Origin of the sequence: Natrialba taiwanensis DSM 12281 (assembly GCF_000337595.1) — an archaeon.
Taxonomy (GTDB): Archaea; Halobacteriota; Halobacteria; order Halobacteriales; family Natrialbaceae; genus Natrialba; species Natrialba taiwanensis.
In genome coordinates, this window is record NZ_AOIL01000013.1 from 28,368 (window position 1) to 51,900 (window position 23,533).

The 23,533-nt window shown below is 64.5% G+C and carries 22 protein-coding genes; 10 read left to right on the forward strand and 12 right to left on the reverse strand.

Annotated elements, in window-relative coordinates:
* Positions 1-442 precede the first annotated feature (442 nt).
* From C484_RS03800 to C484_RS03825, 6 genes are all read left to right on the forward strand, one after another.
* Positions 443-3,379 carry a YegP family protein gene (locus C484_RS03800; RefSeq protein ID WP_006824648.1) on the forward strand — a complete coding sequence of 979 codons (2,937 nt, stop codon included), beginning with the start codon at positions 443-445 and terminating at the stop codon, positions 3,377-3,379.
* Between the two features lie 82 nt (positions 3,380-3,461).
* The gene (locus C484_RS03805) at positions 3,462-4,238 is read left to right on the forward strand and encodes a 4-phosphopantoate--beta-alanine ligase (RefSeq protein ID WP_006824649.1); all 777 of its coding nucleotides are present in this window, start codon (positions 3,462-3,464) and stop codon (positions 4,236-4,238) included.
* Between the two features lie 166 nt (positions 4,239-4,404).
* Positions 4,405-4,698: a HalOD1 output domain-containing protein gene (locus C484_RS03810; protein WP_394295299.1), complete on the forward strand. Its 294-nt coding sequence runs from the start codon at positions 4,405-4,407 to the stop codon at positions 4,696-4,698.
* Between the two features lie 138 nt (positions 4,699-4,836).
* Positions 4,837-6,780 carry a gamma-glutamyltransferase gene (gene ggt, locus C484_RS03815; protein WP_006824651.1) on the forward strand — a complete coding sequence of 648 codons (1,944 nt, stop codon included), beginning with the start codon at positions 4,837-4,839 and terminating at the stop codon, positions 6,778-6,780.
* A gap of 199 nt (positions 6,781-6,979) precedes the next feature.
* The gene (locus tag C484_RS03820; RefSeq protein ID WP_006824652.1) at positions 6,980-7,960 is read left to right on the forward strand and encodes a tyrosine--tRNA ligase; all 981 of its coding nucleotides are present in this window, start codon (positions 6,980-6,982) and stop codon (positions 7,958-7,960) included.
* Between the two features lie 79 nt (positions 7,961-8,039).
* Complete coding sequence (locus C484_RS03825) at positions 8,040-8,990, forward strand: biotin--[acetyl-CoA-carboxylase] ligase (RefSeq protein WP_006824653.1); 951 nt, start codon at positions 8,040-8,042, stop codon at positions 8,988-8,990.
* A 15-nt stretch (positions 8,991-9,005) separates the two neighbouring features.
* Here C484_RS03825 and C484_RS03830 read toward each other — a convergent pair whose 3' ends face one another.
* The 5 genes from C484_RS03830 to C484_RS03850 all read right to left on the reverse strand — a co-directional run bounded on the left by C484_RS03830 (position 9,006) and on the right by C484_RS03850 (position 13,081).
* Positions 9,006-9,482, reverse strand: a complete 477-nt coding sequence (locus C484_RS03830) for a universal stress protein (RefSeq protein ID WP_006824654.1) — start codon at positions 9,480-9,482, stop codon at positions 9,006-9,008.
* Between the two features lie 86 nt (positions 9,483-9,568).
* A complete protein-coding gene (locus C484_RS03835) occupies positions 9,569-10,609 on the reverse strand; it encodes an amidohydrolase family protein (RefSeq protein ID WP_006824655.1) in 1,041 nt (346 codons plus the stop codon).
* 49 nt (positions 10,610-10,658) lie between these two features.
* Positions 10,659-11,897: an HD domain-containing protein gene (locus tag C484_RS03840; protein WP_006824656.1), complete on the reverse strand. Its 1,239-nt coding sequence runs from the start codon at positions 11,895-11,897 to the stop codon at positions 10,659-10,661.
* A 114-nt stretch (positions 11,898-12,011) separates the two neighbouring features.
* Positions 12,012-12,569, reverse strand: a complete 558-nt coding sequence (locus tag C484_RS03845; protein ID WP_006824657.1) for a DUF6790 family protein — start codon at positions 12,567-12,569, stop codon at positions 12,012-12,014.
* 212 nt (positions 12,570-12,781) lie between these two features.
* Complete coding sequence (locus tag C484_RS03850; RefSeq protein ID WP_006824658.1) at positions 12,782-13,081, reverse strand: DUF7385 family protein; 300 nt, start codon at positions 13,079-13,081, stop codon at positions 12,782-12,784.
* Between the two features lie 160 nt (positions 13,082-13,241).
* On the opposite strand from C484_RS03850, the gene C484_RS03855 reads away from it, so the two are divergent.
* The 3 genes from C484_RS03855 (at position 13,242) to C484_RS24545 (ending at position 14,153) form a co-directional block, all read left to right on the forward strand.
* Positions 13,242-13,577: a hypothetical protein gene (locus C484_RS03855; protein ID WP_049915033.1), complete on the forward strand. Its 336-nt coding sequence runs from the start codon at positions 13,242-13,244 to the stop codon at positions 13,575-13,577.
* Positions 13,578-13,692: 115 nt separating this feature from the next.
* A complete protein-coding gene (locus C484_RS03860) occupies positions 13,693-13,923 on the forward strand; it encodes an Lrp/AsnC ligand binding domain-containing protein (protein ID WP_006665956.1) in 231 nt (76 codons plus the stop codon).
* Positions 13,924-14,024: 101 nt separating this feature from the next.
* Entirely contained in the window at positions 14,025-14,153 is a 129-nt protein-coding gene (locus C484_RS24545) for a hypothetical protein (RefSeq protein WP_275040109.1), read from the forward strand.
* A 79-nt stretch (positions 14,154-14,232) separates the two neighbouring features.
* On the opposite strand, the gene C484_RS03865 is transcribed toward C484_RS24545, so the two are convergent.
* The 3 genes from C484_RS03865 to C484_RS03875 all read right to left on the reverse strand — a co-directional run bounded on the left by C484_RS03865 (position 14,233) and on the right by C484_RS03875 (position 18,854).
* Entirely contained in the window at positions 14,233-15,357 is a 1,125-nt protein-coding gene (locus C484_RS03865; protein WP_006824660.1) for a Gfo/Idh/MocA family protein, read from the reverse strand.
* 124 nt (positions 15,358-15,481) lie between these two features.
* Complete coding sequence (locus C484_RS03870; protein ID WP_006824661.1) at positions 15,482-17,980, reverse strand: glycoside hydrolase family 3 protein; 2,499 nt, start codon at positions 17,978-17,980, stop codon at positions 15,482-15,484.
* 256 nt (positions 17,981-18,236) lie between these two features.
* Positions 18,237-18,854 (reverse strand): nitroreductase family protein, encoded by a 618-nt coding sequence (locus tag C484_RS03875; protein WP_006665960.1) that lies wholly within the window; start codon positions 18,852-18,854, stop codon positions 18,237-18,239.
* A gap of 161 nt (positions 18,855-19,015) precedes the next feature.
* Between C484_RS03875 and C484_RS03880 the strand changes: the two genes are divergently transcribed.
* Positions 19,016-20,086: a pyridoxal phosphate-dependent aminotransferase gene (locus tag C484_RS03880; protein ID WP_006824662.1), complete on the forward strand. Its 1,071-nt coding sequence runs from the start codon at positions 19,016-19,018 to the stop codon at positions 20,084-20,086.
* A 90-nt stretch (positions 20,087-20,176) separates the two neighbouring features.
* Here the strand turns inward: C484_RS03880 and C484_RS03885 are convergent, their stop codons facing one another.
* The 4 genes from C484_RS03885 to C484_RS03900 form a co-directional block, all read right to left on the reverse strand.
* Complete coding sequence (locus tag C484_RS03885) at positions 20,177-21,265, reverse strand: methionine synthase (protein ID WP_006824663.1); 1,089 nt, start codon at positions 21,263-21,265, stop codon at positions 20,177-20,179.
* The gene (locus tag C484_RS03890) at positions 21,262-22,266 is read right to left on the reverse strand and encodes a cobalamin-independent synthase MetE (protein ID WP_006824664.1); all 1,005 of its coding nucleotides are present in this window, start codon (positions 22,264-22,266) and stop codon (positions 21,262-21,264) included. The genes C484_RS03885 and C484_RS03890 overlap by 4 nt, the downstream gene beginning before the upstream one ends.
* Before the next feature lie 153 nt (positions 22,267-22,419).
* Positions 22,420-22,686 (reverse strand): hypothetical protein, encoded by a 267-nt coding sequence (locus C484_RS03895; protein ID WP_006824665.1) that lies wholly within the window; start codon positions 22,684-22,686, stop codon positions 22,420-22,422.
* Between the two features lie 256 nt (positions 22,687-22,942).
* A complete protein-coding gene (locus C484_RS03900; RefSeq protein ID WP_006824666.1) occupies positions 22,943-23,533 on the reverse strand; it encodes a HemK2/MTQ2 family protein methyltransferase in 591 nt (196 codons plus the stop codon).

A 23,533-nucleotide genomic window follows, 5' to 3' on the forward strand; every position in this document is an offset into this window, starting at 1 on the left:
TCGTTGCCGGCCTCGACCGGCGATCGACCGCCCGTGGATCCGTTCTCGACGCTTTCGTAAGCGTGTCGACAGTCTCGCTGCCGCGCTCGCCACGAGTTCATCCTCGAAACAGGGCCGAATACTGCCGTCGACGCACGGCGAAGACGGGTCGTCGCATTGACAGTCGTTCCAGAAGAATGCAAGGTGTTAACACGATAGTGACGACGATCATAGTCACAAAGTTGGGGTGTTCGAGGACAAGCCGGAGTGGTAGTGTTTCAAGCGGCCCATTCGAATCACAAACGCGGCTAAAAACGCCGATAATCGGGGATCTGGTGTCTCGTTCTAAAAATCAAAGTTGAAACCGTTGTCGGCCAAACAGTGTTTGATATTATATGTCTGAAGTGTGTCTGATGGCCAGAGGTTTATTATGGTGGGTTTCCGTGTTCCGGTCACATTTCGAATGTCTTCGATCAGTGACTTTCACCACAAACTGTATCGGTTGTACGAACGCTACGTCGGGGAGCCCGACTCGACGAAGGACGTGTACGGCTACTGGGTATTCATCGTCGGCTACGTCGTCGCGATTGCGGGCGTCACGACGTTTATCGCCGGCTACGCGGCCGAGATCGATGCGTATGGGATTATCCGCGCCTCCGGGGTCATCGCCGCGACGGGGCTTGCCCTCTGTCTCTTCGGCATCGTCCTGATGCTTCCCGTTCGAAAACGGGGGATTCAGGCGAGCGGTGTCGGACTGGTTATTGCGTTCATCGGCGTCGGATTCTTCGGGTGGGCGTATCCCTACAACTGGCGGAATCTCGGCACTGACTACAGCGTGCAGGTCATTCTGGTTTACACGCTCGGTATCGGGATCATCGCGGGCGTCACCGCGCTCGTTCCGGTGCTGACCGGTCGCAAGGGGATGTTCGTCACAGAGGAAGGCGAAACGGAGGAACCGCCGATACTCACCGGCGACGCGCTCGAAGGTGCACAGTTCGCGGTTTTCCGCGACGAAAACGGCGACTGGAAGTGGCACGTGCTCCACCTCGAAGCGCTGGCAGAGAGCAATGAGAGCGCCGTTACCCGACCAAAGGCGACGGAGGGAATCGAACGCGTTCAGTCTCAGATCAGTTCGGCCGGACTGATGGAACTGACGACCTCCGCGTTCCGACTGTACGAGGACCGCGACGGCTCCTGGCAGTGGACGCTCGCTCGCGACGACGGCAGCGTCGTCGGCACCTGCGCCGGCGAGTTCAGCGAGCGCGACGGTGCCGAGGAGTCGGTGAGTTTCCTCAAGGATCGCGGTCCGGCAGCGGACGTGATCGAGATCGAGGGGGCGGCGTTTACCTACGCCGAAGAGCGCGATCAGTGGTACTGGCAACTGGTCGACGACGAGCGCGTGCCGCTTGCCGCCGGCGAGGACGGCTACGGCACCCAGGAGCGCGCCGAACAGGCCGCGCGGACGTTCGCCGAGCAGTTCGACCAGGCGCGACTACTCGATATCGAACACGTCGGCGCTGAACTCTACGAGCGAAACGGCGACTGGACGTGGCGGTTCGTCGACGACCAGGATACGGCGCTGGCCGCCTGCACCGACGAGTTCGATGCGCGGCGAGATGCGGAGGAAGCGGCCGATGCGGTGCTCTCGACGCTCGATTCGGCATCGGTAACGGTGGCCGGCGAGCCGACTTACGAACGCTACCAGACGGGCGAGGAGTGGCGCTGGCGGCTCGTCGACGAGGCCGAACACATCGTCGCACAGAGTCCGGCGGCCGCTAAGACGGAGGCGGACGCCGCACACGAGACCGATACGTTCGGCGAGCACGCCCGCGACGCCGACGTCGTCGAGATCGACGACGCGGAGTACGAAATCTACCCTGCTCCCGACCGCGAGCTCACGTACGACGAGGACGACAGTCTGCCCGCGACGGCGAGCGAGGGGAGTACACTGGTGTCGACGGACGGCGGAACGACGACAGCCGACGGCGAGACCGACGCCGACGCGGACGCGACCGACGGTCCGGACTGGAACTGGCGGCTCGTCACCGAGGATCGCGACGTGATCGCCGCAAGCACCGAACGCCACCGCGACACCGAAACGGCGACCGAGGCGATCGAGCGCGTTCGCGATCAAGCGAGCGAAGCCGATCTCATCGAGTTCGACGAGGCGGCGTTCCAGGTCTACGAAGCGGACTCCGGCGAGTGGCGCTGGCGGCTGATCGACGAGGACGGGAACGTGCTCGCCGACAGCGGCGCGGAACACACCTCACGCGGCGAGGCCGCCGAGGCGATGATGACGCTCAAAGAACAGGCTCCCGACGCCGAACTCTTAGAGATCGAAACTGCCGCGTTCGAACTCTTCGTCAACGAGGACGACGAGTGGGGCTGGCGGCTGATCGACGAGGCCGGCAAACTCGTCGCCGAGGACCCGGAGACCCACCCGACCCGTGCTGCCGCCCGAGAGGCGATGAACCGCCTGCTCGAACACCTCGATTCGGACGTGCGGACGATGGACGAGGCCATCTTCCAGACCTACGCATCCGAGGACTGGCACTGGCGATTCGTGCTTCAGTCCGGCGAAACCGTCGCCGTCGCCGGCGACACCGCCGCGACGCGAGACGAACTCGTCGACACGCTTCCCGACGTTCGCGAGTCGGCGGCATCCGCACAGGCCTACACGATCGGCGACGTGACGGTCCAGCTCTACGAGAACGGCGACTGGAGCTTCCGGCTGCTCGATCGCGACCGCAACGAAATCGCCGACGCGACGGGCACCTACGCGAAGCGCGAGGCCGTGCTTGCGACCGTCGACACGCTCACGGCCAACGCCGCCGATGCGCCGATCTTTACGATCGAGGACGCGGCGATCCGACTCACCGACGAGGACGGCTGGTCCTGGGAGCTGGTCGACCGCGAGCGCACCGTCTTCGCGAGTTCAACAGATACCGCGTCGAGTCGGGACGCGCTTTACTCCCAGGTCGAGACGGTGCGCCAGCTCGCGCCGATGGCCGGCCGCGTCGACTTCGACGTCGCGTCGTTCGAACTCGTCGCGGACGAGGACGACCGCTGGCAGTGGCGGCTGATCGACGAGGACGGGCGCACGGTTGCGACCGGCTCCGAAATGCACGAATCGAGCGAGTCGGCGCGCGAGGCGCTCGAGAACGTGCGCGAGCTGATCGAGGCGGCGAGCATCCTCGAAATCGACAGCGTTTCCTTCGAGTTGCACACGGCGGACGACGAAGACGGAGAAATGGACGGCTGGGTCTGGCGGCTGGTCGACGAGTTCGGGTCGACGATGGCCGAGAGCACCCAGACCTACGAGTCTCGGACCGACGCTCGCGAGGCGATGAACGACGTGAAAGCGGAGGCTCCGGAGGGCTGGATCACCTTCACGGAGTAGCGAGCGAGAGCGACGCGGGGGGAGAATCGGTCGGTGCGGACGGATCGGGCCGCTTTTTATCGATGCAATCGGATGGTCGATCGTGAGCGATTACGATACCGTTTCGGCTGATGTCGAACACGAGGAGGAGATCCCGGCGGACCATCCCAGATATCAGGATCTGCTCACTCGCCACCGGATCGAAACCGGCATCGAGAAGGGCATCACCCACCTCCAGGGGATGCACGCCGAGGGTCGGGGCAGCGCCTTCGATTACCTGCTCGGCGAGGAGACGATTCCGAGCGCCGATGGGGCGGAGCGGGCGGCGGCCGCACACCTCCTGCTCGCCGACCAGCCCGTCCTCTCGATCAACGGGAACGTCGCCGCGCTCGTCCCCGGTGAGATGGTCGACCTCGCGTCGGCGGTCGACGCCGATCTCGAGGTGAACCTCTTCAATCGAACCCCAGAGCGAGTCAAGGCCATCGCCGAACACCTGCGCGAGCACGGGGCTGACGAGGTGAAAGGACTGACGGCGGACGCTCGCATCCCGAAGCTCGACCACCAGCGCGCGAAGGTGGACGCCGACGGTATCTACGCTGCTGACGTGGTTCTCGTTCCCCTCGAAGACGGCGACCGCGCGGAAGCCCTGCAGGAGATGGACAAAACCGAAATCGTGATCGACCTCAACCCCCTCTCGCGCTCGCCGCAGGTCGCGGCGGTGCCGATCGTCGACAACATCATCAGAGCCGTGCCGAACATGACCGAGCACGCGCGTGACCTGGCAGACGCTGACGAGGCCGAACTCCGGTCGATCGTCGACGAGTTCGACCGCGAACAGGCACTCGAGGAAGCCGAAGCGCGCATTCGAAACGGTCTCTGACCCGTCGGTTGGACTGGTCTGCGCTGGTTGTCTCCGAGACCGGAATCGAGCGGGAGTACGACGGTCACCGAACGAACGCGAGAAGAGCGCGAAAGTATCGTCTCAACGGGACATGCAATGGCCAGTCAAACGGTTACAGTCACAGCCCAAAATGGCACTGGTACCGATGATCGAAATTATCGGTTCCCCCAGAAGTTCCGACGAGATACTCACGAGACGAACACTCGACACCGAGCAGGACGCCCCCGCAACCCAGATCGTTGAAGCGATCGCTGAACTCGAAAATACCGGCCCGACTGAACTCCCGCCGATATACAACTGTATCGACGACCTGATCGCGAACCTCTTTTCATCGCCACCGCCCGGAGAAGCCGACGCAAACATCACGTTCACGTACCGGGGGTACCGGATTCATGTGCAGCAAAACGGGAGAATGACGATCCTGCAGTCAACATCGTAATTCGGTTCCGCGGGGTTGTTGGTCGAAGCGATACTGGGCCCAGCAGGCGTCACCATGTGAATCACGGGAGACGGTATCGGTGACGTTCACCACAACGATTATTGTTGGAAATGGTGAACGGTTTCTGGGATTCAATCGATGACGAACGACCAGCCCTCACGCGGAGACGAGACCGGCGAAGATCGAGACAGCGCCACAGCGAACGGAATCGATCGACAGGCGACGTGGCGCGGCTCGCTCAGTCGTCGGTCGCTACTGGCCCAGACCGGTATCGCTGCTGGAGCGCTCGCGGCCGGTCCGGCGGCGATCCCGGCGGCTGCCGACGCGCAGGAGGTCACCGACGTTCCGGGATTCAGCTGCGACAAGCGTCACTTCCGGTGCGGACAGCAGGTCACCGCGGCGGGCGGCATGGTTTCGAGCGTCGATCCGATCGCCTCGGGCGTTGCAGCGACGATTCTCCGGGAGGGCGGGAACGCGGTCGACGCGGCCATCGCGCTGCAGTACGTGCTGACTGTCACGCAACCACACGGGTCCGGAATCGGCGGCGGCGGATTCATGGTCATCTACGACGCGGCGGACGACGAGTTCAGCGTCGTCAACAGTCGCGAGCGCGCGCCACACGGCGCGACATCGGACATGTTCCTCGACGAGGACGGCGATCCGATTCCGTTCGACACGCGAATTCAGATGGGCGAGGCGGTCGGCGTGCCAGGGACCGTGTCGGGTCTCGAGACGGCGCGCGAACGGCACGGCTCGCGCCCGCGCCAGCGGCTGATCACGCCCGCGATCAAGTTGGCGTGGAACGGGTTTTCCATAGACGAGTTCCTGGCGGCGCAGATCCAGTCGAACTGGGAGAAGTTCAATGACGCGGCGAAGGAGGCGTATTCCGACGAGAACGGAGAGCCGCTTTCGGCGGGCGACACGTACGTCAATAAGGATCTAGCGGAGACACTCCTCTGGATCAAGTACCTCGGTGCGGCGGGCTTCTACGAGGGACCCGTCGCGGCCGATCTCGCGTCGACGGTGCAGGACGCGGGCGGCAGCATGACGACGGACGACCTCGCCGCGTACGACGCCGCGGTCGACGACCCAGTGCGAGCGGAGTGGGGCGACGTGGAGATCGTCGGCCAGCCCCTCCCGAGTTCGGGGCCGAGCGCGGTGATCATGATACTCAAACTGCTCGAAGAACTCGATTTCGAGGCGTACGACCGGGATTCTCCCGAGGCGTACCATCTCGTCGCCGAGGCGATACGGTTGGCCTGGGCCGATCGGAACGAGTACATGGGCGATCCGGAGTTCGTCGACGTTCCGATCGACGGACTACTCGACGACGACTACCTGTCGGGGCGCGCCGCGCAGGTGTCAATCGGGGAGACGCTCGCGGACTACGGGGCCGGCGAGTGCGTCGAACCCGGCGTTCCGCCGGGAGTGGGAGACCAGCCCGCCGCACCCGCTTCCCCCTATTTCCCGGGGTCGACGACGCACTTCTCGGTCGTCGACGCGGACGGAAACGCCGTCTCGTACACGTCGACGATCGAGCAGTTAATGGGCTCCGGGATGATGGTGCCGGGCCGGGGCTTCATGCTCAACAACGAACTGACGGACTTCGACGCCGTCCCTGGCGGTCCAAACGAGGTCGAACCCTGGAAGCGGCCGCTGAGCAGCATGAGTCCGACGATGGTGGTTCGCGACGGCGTCCCCGAGTTCACCGTCGGCTCGCCGGGCGGGTGGACGATCGTCTCCGCGACGGTGCAGACGATCCTGCACCGCTACGTCTACGGACTCGACCCGCTCGAGTCGATCACCGAGCCGACGATTTACACCGGCGAGTGTCTCGACATCTCGTGGGACGCGGGCGTGCCGGACCACGTCCGCGAGACGACCGCGGACTGGGGACAGGTCTGGGAGAACTCGTCCGAGGCGCTGGGGAACGTCCAGGCGATCGATATCGACGCCGATAGCGACGACCTGACGGGCGCGGCCGATCCGAACCGCAACGGGCAGGCGGTCGGGCTCGTGGAGATGGGGCCCTGGAAGGGCGCTGCGGGCGGGAAGGACGACAAAGGCGGAAAGCCGGAGTAGCGACTGCCCGTCCGAACAGGCACCCGCGTTCTGCGCTCTTTTCGGTACTGTCTGCTCCGCATTCCATCTCCCCGCCGTCTCCTCCACTCTCCCCCGCCCCACACACCGGGCACTGCTCACTCCACACCGGGCACCGACCGCCGTGCGAACATCGTTCAAGAACGCATAAATCCGTCCGTTGATTCCACTGAGACAAGCCATGGAGACGTACGATCTGATCACGCGAAACGCCGAGGAAGTCGTGACCGACGAGGAGGTGCGCGAACTCGCCGCAGACCCCGACGGAAAGCGCGCCTACGTCGGCTACGAGCCCTCGGGCGTGCTCCACCTCGGGCACCTGCTCACCGCGAACAAACTCATCGACCTCCAGGAGGCCGGCATGGAGGTCGTCATCCTCCTCGCCGACGTTCACGCCTACTTAAACGGAAAGGGCACCTTCGAGGAGATCCGCGAGACCGCAGAGCAAATGAAGGCCCAGTTCGTCGCCTACGGCCTCGACGAGGACAACACCGAGTTCATCTACGGCTCCGCGTTCCAACTCGACGAGGAGTACACCCTCGACCTGCACGAACTCGAACTCTCGACGACGCTCAACCGCTCCCAGCGCGCGATGGCCGAGATTCAGGGCGGCGAGACCGCGAAAGTGAGCCACGTCGTCTACCCGCTGATGCAGACGCTCGACATCGAGTACCTCGACTTAGACCTCGCCGTCGGCGGCTTAGACCAGCGCAAGGTCCACATGCTCGCCCGCGAGGAGCTCCCCGAACTGGGCTACGACGTGCGACCGGCCCTGCACACGCCCATCGTCGCCGACCTCACCAGCGGCGAGGGCAAGATGTCCTCGAGCGACGGCGTGACCATCTCGATGGAGGACTCGACCGACGATCTCGAAGAGAAGGTGAACTCGGCGTTCTGCCCGCCGACGCGCGATCCCGAGGGCGACCTCGAGAACCCCGTGCTCGAACTGTTCGAGTTCCACGTCTTCCCGCGGTTCGACGAAATCGTCGTCGAGCGCCCCGACGAGTACGGCGGCGACCTGACCTACGACGACTACGAGTCGCTGGCCGCCGATCTCGAATCCGGCGAACTCCACCCCGCCGACGCGAAGGGGACGCTCGCGACGTACCTCGACGAACTCATCGCGCCGGGCCGCGAGAAGCTTCGCGACATCCGGAACTGAAACCCGCTGCTAACACCGTTTCGCGCGCACCCGCTGTCGATCCCGCCGATTGAAGTACGAGCGGCACCCGCTTGCGTCCATGAACGAGACGCGACGCGCAATCGTCGACGCCCTCGCCGACGGCCCCGTCTCCGGTCCCGAACTGGCGGACTCGCTCGCCGTCTCGCGGGCCGCCGTCTGGAAGCACGTCGACGCCCTCCGCGACGCCGGCTTCGACATCGAGAGCGGCCCGTCCGGCTACGAACTCGTCGACGCCGACGCCTACAGCGGCCCGGCCGTCGAGTTCGGTCTCGACGCGCCGTTCACCGTCGAGTTCCACGACGCGGTCGAGAGCACGAACGCGGTGGCGCGAGAGCGGGCGACCGACGGCGCGTCGGACCTGGTCGTTCTCGCGGACGAACAGACCGGCGGCCGCGGCCGTCTGGACCGCGAGTGGTCCTCACCGTCGGGCGGTATCTGGCTGAGTATCGTCACCCGGCCGTCGATTACGCCGGCGCGAGCGCCGTTGTACACGCTCGCCGCCGCGGTCGCGACGGCCGAAACGGCCCGCGAGGCCGGCGTCGACGCGCGGATCAAGTGGCCGAACGACGTCGTCGTCCCCGTCGGGGAGAACGGCGACTACCGAAAGCTCGCGGGCATCCTCACCGAGATGGAGGGCGAGACGGACCGCGTCGCGTGGCTCACCGTCGGCATCGGCGTCAACGCGAACATAGACGCCGACACCCTCCCGGCGGGAGCCACGACGGTTCGCGACGAGGCTGCCGACGTGGATCGACGGCGGTTCGTCCAGCGACTCCTAGAAACGTTCGACGACGCCCGAACCGATCTCGAAGCGGTCGTGCCGGCCTGGCGCGAACTCGCGCTGACGCTCGGCCAGCGCGTGCGGGTCGACCGTCCGGCGGGGGCAGTCGTCGGTGAAGCGGTCGACATCACGGCGGCGGGGGCGCTCGTCATCGAAACGGACGCCGGAGAAGAACGGACGACAGTGACAGTCTCGGCGGGCGACTGCGAGCACCTCCGTCCCGTCTAAGGTCTGGGATCCTCGTTACTCGACGATAGCGCGCGATTCGTTCGGTTGCTCCGGCACGTCGGACGGGTCGACCTGTACCGTCAGCACGGGAACCGGGGCCTGCCGGACGACGCGTTCGGTGACGCTACCGAGCAGTAGCCGGTCGATACCGCCGCGCCCGTGGGTTCCCATCACGATCAGGTCGCAATCTTCGGTCGCCGCCTGCTCGACGATGACGCGACTCGGCGACCCCTCGAAGATCGCCGATTCGACCTCGATATCGTCGGGCGCGAGTTCTTCGACGCGATCGACGGCGGTCTCTCCCTCGCCGCGCAGCGCGTTGTTGATCCCTTCCCAGGCGGTTTCCATCGGCAGCCCCCCGTAGCCGCTGATGTTGACGACGTAGAGCGCCCTGATCGACGCATCGTGCGTGCGTGCGAGGTCGAACGCGTACTCGAGCGCGCGCTCGACCTCGGGCGAGCCGTCGGTCGGAACGAGGATGCAGTCGTACATTGGTTGTGTTACACAATGGCACGGGTGCTATAAGAACGTTTTCGTGACCATCGTGACCGTCAATCCGTCTTAGATCGGAACAGAAGTCATCCGTCAGGCTCCGGAGCCGCGATGACTTCGCGGATGTCGTCGACGCCCGCCCGCCGAACGACGGCACGGACGAGTTCGCGCGCGCCGTCGAGATTGGCCGATCCGCCGTCGAGGACGAGCAGTCGGGCCTCTCGTCCCGGTTCGATCACGCCGTAATCGAGGCCGGCGAGTTCGGCCCCGTTGATCGTCGCCATCCGCAGAATTTCGGTCGCGGAGAGTTCCGAGAGTTTGGCTAGGAACTCCATCTCCCGGAACATCGACGGCGAGTTCAGCATGACGTTGTCGGTGCCGAGCGTGAGCGTCGTTCGCTCGGCGAGGTCGGCGTAGGGCGAGAGTCCGACACCGGTGACGAGATTCGAGCGCGGACAGACCGCGACGGGGACGTTCTGGTCGTCGATGCGCTCTAGGTGGGCCGGTTCTGGGTGGACGACGTGGACGAGGAAGTCCGGTTCGAGATCGAGCGCGGGGTCGATGTCGCTCGCGTCGACCTCGCCGGCGTGGATGCCGAAGGGTTTGCCCGCCTCGCGGGTCGCTTCCCGTTCCTGGGCGAACTCGGCGTCGTTGGCTCCGCTCGCGCCGAAGCCGTCGCCCGCATCCATCGCGTCGACGGAGCCGCGGGCGAACGCGAGCGCGTCGACAGCACCGTCTGCGGCGGCGGCAGCCGCTTCGAGCATCTCCACGCCGGCGACGTCGCCCTCGCGAAAGTCCAGGCAGGCCGCGGTGCCGCTTCGATGCATGAACTCGAGCGAGGTCGCCATCGCACCGACGAGTTCGTCCCGCGAGGCGGCCCGGAGCAACCGGTGTTTCAGCCCGTCCGGCGGCGCGACGAGTTCCTCGAGCGAGAGGCCGCCGCCGGCCTCCTTGGCGATCGAGTCGCCGATGTGGGTGTGGGCGTTGACGAACGCCGGGAGGATGATGTCGTCGGAGTCGACCGACTCTTCCTCGATCGCTTCGATCCGTCCCTCGTCGTCGACGACGATACGCCCTTCGACCGGAGTGAACTCGCGGCCGCGAAGGATAATCCCTGTGCGTTCCATACGCGTGTGTTCGCGGGCAGTTCCATCAACGGTTCGTCTCGCTTTGCCACTACACCTGGTCCGTAAACTGATCGAGCGTCGTGTCGAGCCCGTTTCGAACCTCGCTGACCAGCGCGCCGTCGATATCCAGCCCGAGGACCGAAACCGCTGCATGGCCGACCGCCTCTCGAACCGCCGACGGCGAGTACACGCCGAGTCGCCACTGGGAGTACTGGGCACCGCGCAGTGCCTCGACCAGCGGCGACTGCTGCCCGAGCCGCCGCATATCCCCGTTTACCATCACGCGCGAGGAGGATTCGGTCATCGACGGTCGGCTCGGCACGTCGAGAATCACGTGTTCCGGATCGACACCCGCTCGGTCGGCGATCTCTCGCTCGAACTCACGGATCGACTCGTGGTCTACTTCGATGACGCCGCCGGGAACGTCGTCGATCTCCGCCCAGACGGCCCGCTTGAACAGGTCGCGCTCGTCGAGTCGGCGAGAGAACTCGCTGGTGGCCGCACACGAGCGTAGGGCGACGATCAGGTCGTAGTCGTCCATGCGCTGGAGCGCCGCGGCGTCGGTGTCGGTCGTTGGCGTGTCGAGCAACCGTTCGGCCGCGCGGCGAAGCATCGCCTTGCCGATCCGGGCGACGCTGTGGCTGTAGACGGTCGGGTTCATCAGTGCACGGGCGACGAGCAAGCTCTCTGCGGTCTGGACGTTGCCCTCGTCGAGCACGAGTTCGTCGTCGACGAAGACGAGTTCGCGGATCAGTCGACCGTGGTCGATAGTGCCGTAGGGGACGCCGGTGTGGTGGGCGTCGCGCACGAGGTAGTCCATGCGATCGACGTCGAGTTCGCCGGAGACAAGTTGGCCGAAACGGCCGTCGCCGGCGACGAGGTCGGCGATCGTGTCGGGATCGAGGTCGTGGTCGCGGAGTACGTCGCCGACTGCGCCGTCGGTGAGGAGGTCGTGGACGTCGTCGTGGTAGCGGCCGGTACGGCGATGGGTCAGCGATTCGAGGTTGTGGCTGAACGGGCCGTGGCCGACGTCGTGGAGGAGGGCCGCGGCCTGGACGCGCTGGCTCTGTGCGCCCTCGATGCCGAGGTGGTCGAGGGCTTCGCAGGCGATGTGGTAGACGCCGAGACTGTGCTCGAAGCGGGTGTGGTTCGCGGAGGGGTAGACGAGCGAAACGGTGCCGAGTTGGGAGATGCGCCGCAGTCGTTGTACTGCCGGCGTATCGACGAGATCGCGGGCGACGCCGTCCACGGCGATATGGTCGTGGACGCTGTCCTTGATGATCTTCATAGCTGTCATTCCGGCGCTATGGTAGAAAAACTGTCGCGACAACCGGGAAATGGGATAGAAACGGGCGTGAAGGGGCGCGTACGGGGTGTAGAAGCGGATTACAGCGGGTAGTTCCTACAGGAGGTATCGCAGCGCGAGGAGTCCGAGCAACACGATCGGGGTGAGGATATCGGTGACGAGAATCCCGCCCGCGTTCGCAGGATTGAGATTCCCCTGCTCGCGGATATTGCGGATGTGGACGGACGCGGCACCGAGCAGGAAGATCGAGATGCCGATCACGGTTGCAATCCAGAACTCGCCGCGGTAGACCACGCAGAGGAGGCCGAGGATCCCGAACGCGAGGTTCGCGAACGCGATTTCGGTCTGGAACGGATTCCCGGCCGGCCAGCCGATGAGAGCAGCGACCGTCTCGGCTCTGAAGTAGTGGCCGAGAAACGCCCAGATCCCCTGGATCCCGACCGTGACGACCAGAAACGAGAGCAAGAACGCGTCGACGAGGGCCATGTTCCAGACGGTACTCAGGGCGAGTGCAAGTACGATTGCGCCAGCGGGAAACGCAAGCGGTTGGATGTAGTCCTGAACTCGGTAGTCACGGTCCTGTCCCACTGGTTTCTGATCGCCGCTCCCGGAAGCCGCATCATCGGACGGAAATCGAGTCGAACGTGCAGTCATCGTGTGCTCACACGTTCATGTGTTGGTTAATCACACGCGCTGCACAGAGATAAAGCAGTCACCGGCTGCCGCTGAATGTCGCGCCGAAAGACGGGTTCAGCCGCTCGAGACAACGCGACGAACAGCGACAAATCGCGGGCACAGCACGATCGGTTCATCGAGGCTGTCGTGCAATCTCCGCCGACGAGTTCGTAACTATCCCTCGGGCTGCATCAGTGCGTACACACCAACAATTTCTCGTCGGTTCGGGCGAGACAGAACGGGCGCTCTGCCGGCGTCTCGAAGGACGTCGTTTGCTCCTCGGTGACGAACAGTCGATCGAACTCGCGTTCGCAGGCCGGACACAGCAACCCCTCGCGGTTTTCGAGCGTTCGCGTCGTGCCGGAGTCCTTCAGGAGCTTCAGTTTCGTCCGGTAGTCGTGAATGCTGAACCCGCCCGCGAGTTCAATTGTCGAACCCTGTTTTGTATGCGCCCGATCCCGCTCGCCCGCTCCGTTTTGTGGCCCCGTCATGGCGACAGTACTGTACCGACTCGCGTCCTCGCATATAACGATTCTCGCCGGCGCGTCGCGGTCCCGCAAGCGCGAACTCGATCGACACGAGTACAAAACCTCCCGTCGCTTGACGTGTGTGCGTTTACCCGTCTCGCCGCCGGAGTATTCATACCCATTCATGACCGAACTTACGATTCCGCGGGATGCCAGCACCGACGAAGCGTCTCGACTCGTCGAGGAACACGTTACGGTCGGTGACACCGTCGAAGTTCGAGAGGCTGATCGAACAGGGGCTGATGATGTCTCGGCCACGGGAGAGGTGACCGGCATCGAACCTGGCTATCTCGAACTCGACGGTCGGTCGCCCGGTGAGGGAAGTCCCCGGTACGATCAGATTCGGACCGTGATCAGGATCAAAACTGGGACTGAGGCTGAGACCGAGATCGACGACGAGACTGCCACCGATACTGGTACTGACTCTGACACTGGTACTAATACTGACACGGATACCTGATCGACGCGTCCCAGTACTGTCCGTGAGGCGATTCCCTCACTATCCGAACCGTCTCTACTGGCTGTATAGAGCTATATCCGCCCGTAGCACCTGTTCTCAACTGGTGGTGAACTCCATGGTAGAAGCGTACGTCCTGCTCATGACCGCCGCCGGAACCGCCCGCCCCGTCCTCGCTTCGCTCCGCGAACTCGATGCGGTCACTCGGGCGAGTATCATCGCCGGCGAGTTCGACATCATCGCCGAAGTCGAAGCCGACTCGAATCAGGAACTCCTGTCGCTGGTCACCGAGCAGATTCAGTCCGACGAGAACGTGGGGCGAACGCGAACCTGCATCGTGCTCGAATAAGCGGAGTTTCGACGGGGTTCCGAACAGCACTGTCGTTCTTCGGGCTGTGTGACGCCGTATGTCGGCCGACGAAACGAGGATTCCATGGCGTTCGCCTGACGATGCTCGCCAGTTACGCCGCACTCCTCGCTCTCTCGGGAATCACCATGCTCGTCCTCGGGATCGGCGCACTCCTGGTTACGAGTTCGGAGCCGCGAGTGCAGTCCTCCGAGAGCCCGCGCTCTCAGTGATGAAGTGACGGGCACGCACACGCGTTCCGTTCACTCGCTCTGAACGCCCCGTCGCTCGTCGCGGGCCACAGGGACTCGATTACTCGAGCGACACCCGCTCGCCGCGCTCGTCGCTCTCCTTGATCGCCGCCAGGACGCGCTGGGCGGCCAGTCCGTCGTCGAAGTTCGGCGCGAACGATCGCCCGTCTGCGACCGCGCTCAGGAACTCGTAGTTCTCGTGGACGAACGTGTGCTCCCAGCCGAGGACGTGGCCCGGCGGCCACCAGTGGTCGAGGTACGGATCGTCCTCGTCGGTCACGAGAATCGTCTCGTAGCCCCGGTCGCCGTCGCGCAGAACCTCGAGTTCGTTCAGTCGCTCGAGGGAGAAGCGCAGGCTCCCCTCGGAGCCGTGAATCTCGATCGTGTGGTCGTTCTTGTGCCCCGTCGCGTACCGGGTTGCTTCGAGCGTCCCCATCGCGCCGTTTGTGAACTCGAGTTGGGCGGAGTAGGCGTCGTCGACGGTGACGGGTCTCGTTTCGTCGCCGTCGTCGACGGGGCGCTCGTCGACGAACGTCTGTAAGTGCCCGCTGAGGCGTTCGATGTCGCCGGCGAGGTCGTCGTCGCCGACGAGGAAGCGCACGAGGTCGACCGTGTGCGCGCCCAGATCGCCCAGTACGCCGGCACCCGCGAGATCTTCGTCGAGTCGCCACTCCCAGGGTGCCTCGGGATCGACGAGCCAGTCCTGGAGGTACCGACCCCGAACGTGGCGTATCTCGCCGAGTTCACCCGCGTCGAGCAGGCCCTTCGCGTACTGGATGGCGGGCACGAACCGGTAGTTGAAGGCGGCGCCGGCGGGCACGTCGTCGCCGGCGTCGGCCGCTGCCTCGGCCATCCGTTCTGCCTCCTCGAGCGTCGGCGCGAGGGGTTTCTCGCAGAAGACGGGCGTGCCGGCTTCGAGCGCGGCGATCGAGGGCTCGGGGTGGACGTGGTTCGGGCCGAGGTTGTAGAAGACGTCGACATCGTCGACGACGGCTTCCCAGTCCGTCGAGATCGAGTCAAATCCGAGTCGGTCGGCGGCCTCGCGCAGCGTCTCTTCGTTGCGGCCGACCAGGACGGAGCGCTCGATCGCCGGCGCGTCCGGGAAGAACATCGGCAGCCGCGCCATGGCGTTTGCGTGTGCTTTGCCCATGAATCGATAGCCGAGAACGCCGACGTCGAGGGTCATGGTTACCCTTTCAGCGGTGTCCGGGTTAGATGTTTGTATCGCAAAAGCGCGCCGGCGTACCGAGGCGGATCGTCACGTCGCGCTCGCAGTCAATTCGTCGCCGACGAAACAGGATCTCACCGGTTCAGTCGTCACAGCGACCGCCGGCGGAACCGTTCCGACCGGGGGCCGGCTTCGGATCGGTGATCGACGCCGTCTTCTCGATCGTCAACGTCGCCGTCTCCTCGCCGACCGAGAGTTCGTACTCGCCGGCCTCGACGACCGTCGGCTTCCAGCCGGGCACGTCACCGGGGACGACCTCGAGCGTCGAGAGATCGAGTTCAACTGCGACGGTTTTGCTCTCGCCAGCCGCGACGTGAACTCGATCGAAGCCGAGCAGCCGACGGTGGGGCTGGAGGACCGACCCGTAGGACTCGGTGTTGTACACCTCGACGATGTGCTCGCCGGCCCGCTCGCCCGTGTTTTCGACGGTAACCCGGGCCGTAATCGTCGGATTCGATGCGGGATTTTTGATGGTCGACGCCGACAGCGACAGCCCAGTATACGCCCAGTCGGTGTAGGAGAGCCCGTGGCCGAACTCGAACTGGACCGTCTGTGCGCCCGCGTCGACGGACTGTCGGGGCGGATAGTCGTCGTAACACTGGGGGACGTGGCCGACGTTGGCCTCCCACGTGAACGGGAGTCGTCCCGACGGATTGTAGTCGCCGAACAGCGTGTCGGCGATCGCGACGCCCGCGTCGCTCCCGGGTTGGCCGGCGAACAGGACGCCGTCGAGACGGTCGAACGTCTCTGCGGTTCCGCGCGGACTACCGGCGAGGACGACGCCGATGAGCGAAACGTCGTCGCCGGTCGCCGCGTCGACGAGCGCCACGAGTTCGCGCTGGGCTGCGGGGAAGCGCATCTTGTCGCGGTCGCCGAAGCCTTCGTTGTGCGGGCCTTCGCCGAGGACGACGACGACAGCATCTGTAGCGGACGCCGCCTCGCGGATTGCACGCTCTTGCGCGTCGGTCACGTCGAAAAAGCCGTTGTCGAAGTTCTCGTAGATGCTCTCGTAGGGCGCGGCCTCGAACTCGGTCGGGACGTGCGTCAGTCGGTCGCCGAGTCGCTCTTTCATCGCACCCTCGACAGTTGTCTGGCGCGGGCGCGGTCCGTCCTCGGTCAGGTCGCCGTCTTCGACGCCCTGCCACCCGAGCGTCCAGCCGCCGTGTTGCATCAGGAACTGGTTCGGTGTTCCGTCCTCGACTCCCGGGCCGGTTAGCAACACCCGTTCGGTCCCCTCGAGCGGCAGTACATCGTCTTCGTTCCTGAGGAGCACCAGCGATTCCTTTGCCAGTTTCGCGGACACGTCCCGTGCGCCGCCGACGAGGGAGCCGATCCGATCCTCCCGGACGAGCGGCTGCTCGAACAGTCCGAGCTCCCGCTTGAGTTCGAGGATGCGACGCACCGACTCGTCGATCCGGTCCTCGGGGACCTCGCCGCTCTCGACGAGGTCGACCGCCGTCTCGATGAACTCGGCCGGGGACACCTCGCCGCCGCACATGTGCATATCCACGCCGGCCGTGATGCCCTCCTTGACCGCCCACCGCCACCCATCGTCCGTGTTCGGACGGTACTCGTGATTGGTAAGCAGGCGCAGGAAATCGTCCCAGTCGCTGACGATCACGCCGTCGAAGCCGTATCGCTCGCGCAACACCGTCGTCAGGACCCATTCGGAGACGTGCGCCGGTTTCCCGTTGACCGCGCCGCTGTTGACCATCACCGTCTTGGCTTCCTCAAGCGCTCGCTCGTACGCCGGTAACTGTCTGGTCCGGAGGTCTCGCATCGACGTACGAGCATGTGCACGATCACTGCCTGTGTTCGGCGTTCCGTAGCCGGCGAAGTGCTTGACCGTCGCCGCGACGCGACCGCTTCGTTCGAACCCGCGCGCACGAGCCCTGGCCAACTTTCCGAGAAGCATCGGATCTTCGCTGTGCCCTTCGAAGTACCGACCCCAGCGCATGTCCCGCAGGATGTCGACCGTCGGTCCGAAGTTCCAGTGACCGCCCATCGCCGCGATCTCCGACCCGGTCTGGACCGCTGCCGCTTCGACCAGGTCAATGTCGCGCGTCGCACCCATGTTGAGCCGCTGGGGAAAACTCGTACAGCCGTCGAGCAGGCCGTTCCCGTGGAGCGCGTCGCCGCCCCAGAGGAACGGAACGCCGTGCTCCGTCTGCTCGATGGCATACCGCTGTAACCCGTTCAGTCCCGCGACGAACTCCTCGCCGTCGAACGTCGGCCCCGACGCGCCGCCGTTGAGGATCGACCCGACGTGCAGGTCCGTAAACAGGGCTCCGACCGTCTCGGGTTCGTCGTGCGTTTCGAACGGATCGTCCGGGTCGAACCCTTCGCCCGCTTCGCCGAGTGCAACCTGGGTCATCTGTCCGACCTTCTGTCTGACCGTCATGGACTCGAGACGGCGTTCGATATCGTCCCTCGTCTCCGGATCGGCGTCCGTCTTCGACTCCCCCGCACCGACCACGGCACTGTTTGCGCCGGTTCCGATTGCCATCGCGCTCGTCGCCTTGACGAACGTCCGTCGTGATGCACCACTGCTACCCCGATCGAATGATCGTTCCGGTGGCATGCCCAGAGACAGCAACTCTCTCCCGAATAACTATTTTCGGACTATCGGCGCTGTATCAGCAGCGTTCTTCGATCAATAACAACGTATCTCGGAAATTACCAACCCTAACTAAACCGGCGGCTCGGCTACCAGTCGAACAGCGACGGGTCGATCCCAGTTACAATCGAAGGGAACGGACGACACACGGCACACAGCACCCGGCAACGGACTCGTCTGCGTGTTTCGACTCTCGTACGAGTTCAGCTGTCGGCTCGACTTACTCGAACTCGCCGCGGAAGGCGATCTCGTCGACCGGCTTGCGGTCGCTCGGCTGTTCGCGCTCCTGGTAGTCCTCGGGAAGCGTCTCGACCGGTGCCCGCTCGCCGACGGCGAACATCGCTTCGACGGCGAACTCCTCGGGTACGTCGAGTTCGGTCGCGGCGCGTTCGTAGTCGAAGCCGGCCATGCCGTGAACGGCGAGATCGCGGCGCGCGCCTTCGAGCGCGAGGTTCTGCCAGGCGGCACCGGTGTCGAAGGAGTGGACCGGCGCGGGTTCGCCGTTGTGGTCGAAGGTCGTCTTCGAGACGATGACGGCGAGAACGGCGGCGTCGCTCGCCCAGGCCCGGTTGCCCTCGCTCAGCAGGTCGACGAACGTGTCCCACTCGTCGTCCTCGCGGGTGGCGTAGACGAATCGCCAGTGCTGGTTGTTGAACGCGGAGGGAGCCCAGCGGGCGGCCTCGAACAGCGGGAGGAACTCCGATTCGTCGAGCGACTCGCCGGTCATCGCGCGTGGCGACCAGCGGTTGACAAACAGCGGGTCGATCTCGTGGTCGGGATCGCGGTATTCGGCGACTTCGTCGTCGAGTTCGTGAGAAACTGAAAGAGACTCTTGCATCGACTCACCCTTGCAACGCCACACACGTATATATTTCCTGATATACGGGTTACCAGGTGACGACTATGTCGTCGGGCCGTGGTTTCATGGCACATACGCGGTGTTGTTTCGCGTTCCACCACCCGGTAAACGTATATGATTCCTCTCCGGCTGTACTCCGTATGGAGTTACCCCCCTTCCAACTGGAGCGATGGCTCGACGAATACGAGTCCGATGCCGACGTGATGCTCGCCGAAAGCGGCGTTCGAAGCCTTCCCGCCGACCGGTTCGACCTCGACGTCGGCGAACTCGGTTACGTCATCCCGACCGACGGCTCGCCGGCATTCCGCGCCGAAATCGCCGAGCGCTACGGACGCGACGACGAGGAAGTCGTCCTCACCTGCGGCACGCAGGAGGCGGACTACCTCACGTTCATGGCGCTCTTGGACGAGGGGGATCACAGCGTTGTCGTCTCGCCGACCTACCAGTCGCTCACGAGCGTCCCGGCCGCCGTCGGCGACGTGACCGAGGTCCGAACCGAGCCGCCAAACTGGGACCTCTCCGTCGACGCGGTCGCGGACGCAATGGCCCCCGATACCCGGCTCGTCGTCCTCACGAATCCGAGCAACCCGACCGGCAAGTACCTCGGACCGGAGACGCTGCAGGCGCTGTACGACCTCGTCGAGGAGAACGACGCATATCTTCTGGTCGACGAGGTGTATCGGATGCTCGCCGACGATCCGCATCCCCCGGCCGCGGCGCTCGGGCCGCGAGCGATCTCGACCGCCGGCGTCTCGAAATCCTACGGCCTCACCGGCGCGCGTCTCGGCTGGGTCGTTGCGAACACTGAACTCGCGGACGCGGTCCGAAAGTGGAAGGACTACACGACGATTTCGCCCCCGATTCTGGGACAGCACATCGCTCAGCAGGCGCTCGGCACAGCGGAGGACGACATCCTCGATGCAAACCGCGCCCACGCGAAGGCCAACCGGGACCGCGTCGCCGAGTTCATCTCTCGCTACGATTTAGCGTGGTTCGAACCGACGGGCGTCAACGGGTTCCCGACGATTCCGGACGGATTCGAGAACGGAACCGAGTTCTGTCGATCGCTGTTCGAGGCCGAGCGCGTCGTCCTCGCGCCCGGCGACGTCTTCGGCTACCCCGATCGATTCCGGATCGGCTTCGGACTCCACACCGCTGAACTCGAGGCGGGACTCGAGCGGGTCGGGCGGCACATCGAAACCCGCGGCTGACGAGTCGCGCACACGGCGGATTCGCGTCGTGCTGAGGCCGCCGGGGGTCACCGCCGAGAAACAGCCAGAAAACGCCGCGAAACCGTCGGCTCAGTCGTCGGCGGGCGTCGGCGCGCTGCGCTCGATATCGAGTTCACCTGCGTCGAGGGCGGCTTCGACGTTGCGCGCGGCCTCGACCATGTTCGCCATCTTGCCATAGGCGACCTCGCGGGGCAGCAGTTTCACGCCGCAGTCCGGCGAGACGACCAGTTGTTCCGGCGGGACGACCTCCAGTCCCTTCTTGATATTCTCCTCGATCTGCTCGACCGACTCGACCTCGGCGACGTGGGCGTCGGTGACGCCAAGTGCGAGGTCTTTCGTGAACTCGGGGTCTTTGAAGACGTCGAGCTGTTCGTAATCGCCGTTCGCGAGTTCGAGGTCGAACTCGTCGACGGGGAACTCGAGAATTTCGGGGTAGATGCGCGAGTAATCCCCGTAACAGACGTGCAGGCCGATGCGGACCTCCTCCGGGATGTCGGCGACGATGCGCTCTAGGGCCTCGCCGACGATGGCGTGATCGTCCGGCGTCGTCGCGAGCGCCGGCTCGTCGATCTGAATGTACCGTGCACCCGCCTCGACGAGCTTTTCGATCTCCTCGTTGACGAGATCGGCGAGGTCGTAGGCGAGTTCCTCGTCATCGTCGTAGGCCTCGTTGAACGACCAGTTGGCGAGGGTGTACGGACCGGTGATCGGTACCTTCACCGGGCGGTCGCTGGCCGCCGCGGTGAACTCGTACTCGTCGACCAGCCAGGAGTCGTCGTACTCGACTTCCGAGACGACGGAGGGCTTGTCGAAGTAGTTGTGCCCCCAAACCTTGACCGGGCCGTTGAACTCGTAGCCCTCGATCCGGTGGGCGAAGAACTCGACCATCTCGTTCCGGCGCATCTCGCCGTCGACGACGGCGTCGAGACCCGCGCGTTCGTGTTCCGCGGTGATGAGTCGGGCGGCGTCGTCCTTAGCTTCCTGCCAGTCCTCGGCGTCGAACTCGTGATCGTCATCCTGGTAGAGTTCTTTCGCGCGGTTGAGCCACTTGGGCTTTGGATAGCTGCCGACGACGGTCGTCAGCAGGAAGTGGTCGGTGTCGTGGTCGTCGGATCGGAACTGGTCTTTGTTCTCGTTGACGGGTGTGTGTGGGCTCATGCGGCTTTCACCTCGGCGAGTTCGGCGGCTTCGGCAAGGGCGGCGAGTTTCGCCTCGAATTTGGCGTAGGGGAGGTAGAACGTCTCGGTGTTCGTCGTCAGGTAGACCGTCTCGAACGCGGAGACGGGCAGTTGGTCGTAGATCCAGTCGACGCGCTCGCGGATCGCTTCGGGATCCTCGACGAGCGTGTTCTGGCCGTCGGCGAGGCCGAGCGAGATGTCGTCGGTCGTGCCGTACTCCTGAATGTTGTACAGGTTGTCCTCCTGGTTCGCGACGAAGTCGAAGCCGACTGCATCGATGTCGGCGTCGAGGAGGTGGGCGTAGACCTTCTCCTCGAGTGCGCCCCAGTAGGGCTGGACGACGACGTCGGCGTCGACCGCGCCCGCAACCCGATCGATCGCCTCGCTCGCGCGCTCGTCGACACCGTCTTCGGGTGCGTGTTCGACCAGCGAGGGCTCGAGCAGGAACAGTGTCTCGTGCTCGGGGAAGGCGTCCGCCTCGGCTTCGAGGAAGTCCGCAATCGCATCCAGGAACGCGGCCTCGTCGCCGTAGTGTTCGTCGGTCGCCAGGTCAGCGAGCGAGTAGGGGCCGGGCAGGACGGCCTGCAGGTCGTCGCCGTCCGCGAGTTCAGCGGCCGTCTCGAGTTCGGTTGCCACGTCGCCGGAGAAGTCCAGGTCGTCGGTGACGACGGGTTCGCGGTAGAAGTTGTTGTTGTCGTAATAGCGGACGATGCCGCGGGTTTCGACGGCGTCGTGGACGGCGAGGGGGTGGGCGAGCATGTCGTCCCAGCGAAGTTGGCCCTCAACGATGCGGTCGAGGTCGGCGTCCTGCTGTCCCTCGATCACCTCCTCGCGGGCGTCCTCGTAGGCGGCGGCGATTTCGTCGTCCTCGTCGCCGCTGATGAGGTCGTGTTTCTGGTGGCCCTTGAGATCCGAGAGGTCGTCTTTCGCCCAATCCGGGAGCGGAAAGAGCCCCGGTGTGGTCGAAACGTACTCAGTCATCGTGGTTCCGGATAGGCTATACCGACGCTTAATATTTTCCATCCATATTAATACACGGTAGTAATTGTTCGGATGCGGGTGGGGGAGTTTGCACGGGTGACGAGACGGGCACAGACGGGATGGCTGGTAACGAAGTGAGAGAAGGAAGAGGATTCAGACGAACTCAAAGAGCAGTACTCCACACCCGACGATGAGGGCTGCGCCGAACGCACCGGCGAACGGCACGTCCTCGTTTGCTGCATCGACACCCTGTGTGAGGATATACACACTCCAGAGGACGACGGCAAGCGGGAGAACGACGTTGCTGAGCGTCGACGATGTCTGTGAGAGGAACTCGGTTCCGGTCGCGAGTTCAGCGGGTTCGAGATCCGTGAACGTATTCGTCGTGGTTCCCTCAGCGGTGACGAGTGCGAGGGTCACCAACAATGATGCTCGTCAGGAGAGACAGGGCAAAGACGCCCAGCGAAAGTGGCAGCGGGTCGTCAGTTTTGGCGAAGTATTGACCGGGAAACAGGAGGGGTGTTCTCGGTGGCACGGATTCCAATCATTAGTGACACGACAAATGAATTTCGAAAGGCTACAACCTGTAAGAAATTTCGGATGTTATAGTTTCAGTGTTTGGAGGATGTCCCAACTCGGAACAGTAGTGCCAGCCAGTGGCGATCCGGGCGGTCGGCTACTGGAGTAATGTGAGCACCGTCAGCGTCTCGAAGGGGAACGACTCGTCGGCGATCGCAACGGCGCTGAATCCTTCCACTCCCGCTCGCTCGACCACCTCGTCGACGCCAGTGAGGCTGCTGACGAGCAGGTAGACGACACCGTCCGGGTCGAGTACCCGTCCGACCGATGCGAGAAACGGGTCGATGACGGCCCGGCCGTCCTCCCCGCCCGAGAGGGCGTGTTCCATCCAGTCGTCCCACTCGTTGTCGGGGTCCGTCGGCAGGTACGGCGGGTTGAACAACACGGCGTCGAACGCGTCGTCGGCGAACGGCGAGATGAGGTCGGCTCGGACCGCCTCGACGCCCTCGCGTCGCGCCTGTCCCACGGCGTGTGGGTTCAGATCCGATGCGATTACGCGCGCGTTCGTCTCGTCGGCGACGCGGCTGGCAACGTACCCCGATCCGGTCCCGACCTCGAGCACGGTCGTGTCGGGCCGGTCCCGCGTCCGCTTCCCGAGGTGGTCACACGCCGATTCGGCGAGGAGTTCGGAATCCTCGGCGGGCTGATAGACGTCAGTTTCGACGCCTCGTTGGTCTTTCAAATCCAT

Excerpts from the sequence above, each read along its gene's own strand:
- C484_RS03800 (WP_006824648.1), top strand. The coding sequence starts at position 443 with ATGTCTTCGATCAGTGACTTTCACCACAAACTGTATCGGTTGTACGAA.
- C484_RS03810 (WP_394295299.1), top strand. The coding sequence starts at position 4,405 with ATGATCGAAATTATCGGTTCCCCCAGAAGTTCCGACGAGATACTCACG.
- ggt (WP_006824651.1), top strand. The coding sequence starts at position 4,837 with ATGACGAACGACCAGCCCTCACGCGGAGACGAGACCGGCGAAGATCGA.
- C484_RS03820 (WP_006824652.1), top strand. The coding sequence starts at position 6,980 with ATGGAGACGTACGATCTGATCACGCGAAACGCCGAGGAAGTCGTGACC.
- C484_RS03825 (WP_006824653.1), top strand. The coding sequence starts at position 8,040 with ATGAACGAGACGCGACGCGCAATCGTCGACGCCCTCGCCGACGGCCCC.
- C484_RS03830 (WP_006824654.1), bottom strand. The coding sequence starts at position 9,482 with ATGTACGACTGCATCCTCGTTCCGACCGACGGCTCGCCCGAGGTCGAG.
- C484_RS03835 (WP_006824655.1), bottom strand. The coding sequence starts at position 10,609 with ATGGAACGCACAGGGATTATCCTTCGCGGCCGCGAGTTCACTCCGGTC.
- C484_RS03840 (WP_006824656.1), bottom strand. The coding sequence starts at position 11,897 with ATGAAGATCATCAAGGACAGCGTCCACGACCATATCGCCGTGGACGGC.
- C484_RS03845 (WP_006824657.1), bottom strand. The coding sequence starts at position 12,569 with ATGACTGCACGTTCGACTCGATTTCCGTCCGATGATGCGGCTTCCGGG.
- C484_RS03850 (WP_006824658.1), bottom strand. The coding sequence starts at position 13,081 with ATGACGGGGCCACAAAACGGAGCGGGCGAGCGGGATCGGGCGCATACA.
- C484_RS03855 (WP_049915033.1), top strand. The coding sequence starts at position 13,242 with ATGACCGAACTTACGATTCCGCGGGATGCCAGCACCGACGAAGCGTCT.
- C484_RS03860 (WP_006665956.1), top strand. The coding sequence starts at position 13,693 with ATGGTAGAAGCGTACGTCCTGCTCATGACCGCCGCCGGAACCGCCCGC.
- C484_RS24545 (WP_275040109.1), top strand. The coding sequence starts at position 14,025 with ATGCTCGCCAGTTACGCCGCACTCCTCGCTCTCTCGGGAATCACCATG.
- C484_RS03865 (WP_006824660.1), bottom strand. The coding sequence starts at position 15,357 with ATGACCCTCGACGTCGGCGTTCTCGGCTATCGATTCATGGGCAAAGCA.
- C484_RS03870 (WP_006824661.1), bottom strand. The coding sequence starts at position 17,980 with ATGCCACCGGAACGATCATTCGATCGGGGTAGCAGTGGTGCATCACGA.
- C484_RS03875 (WP_006665960.1), bottom strand. The coding sequence starts at position 18,854 with ATGCAAGAGTCTCTTTCAGTTTCTCACGAACTCGACGACGAAGTCGCC.
- C484_RS03880 (WP_006824662.1), top strand. The coding sequence starts at position 19,016 with ATGGAGTTACCCCCCTTCCAACTGGAGCGATGGCTCGACGAATACGAG.
- C484_RS03885 (WP_006824663.1), bottom strand. The coding sequence starts at position 21,265 with ATGAGCCCACACACACCCGTCAACGAGAACAAAGACCAGTTCCGATCC.
- C484_RS03890 (WP_006824664.1), bottom strand. The coding sequence starts at position 22,266 with ATGACTGAGTACGTTTCGACCACACCGGGGCTCTTTCCGCTCCCGGAT.
- C484_RS03900 (WP_006824666.1), bottom strand. The coding sequence starts at position 23,533 with ATGGATTTGAAAGACCAACGAGGCGTCGAAACTGACGTCTATCAGCCC.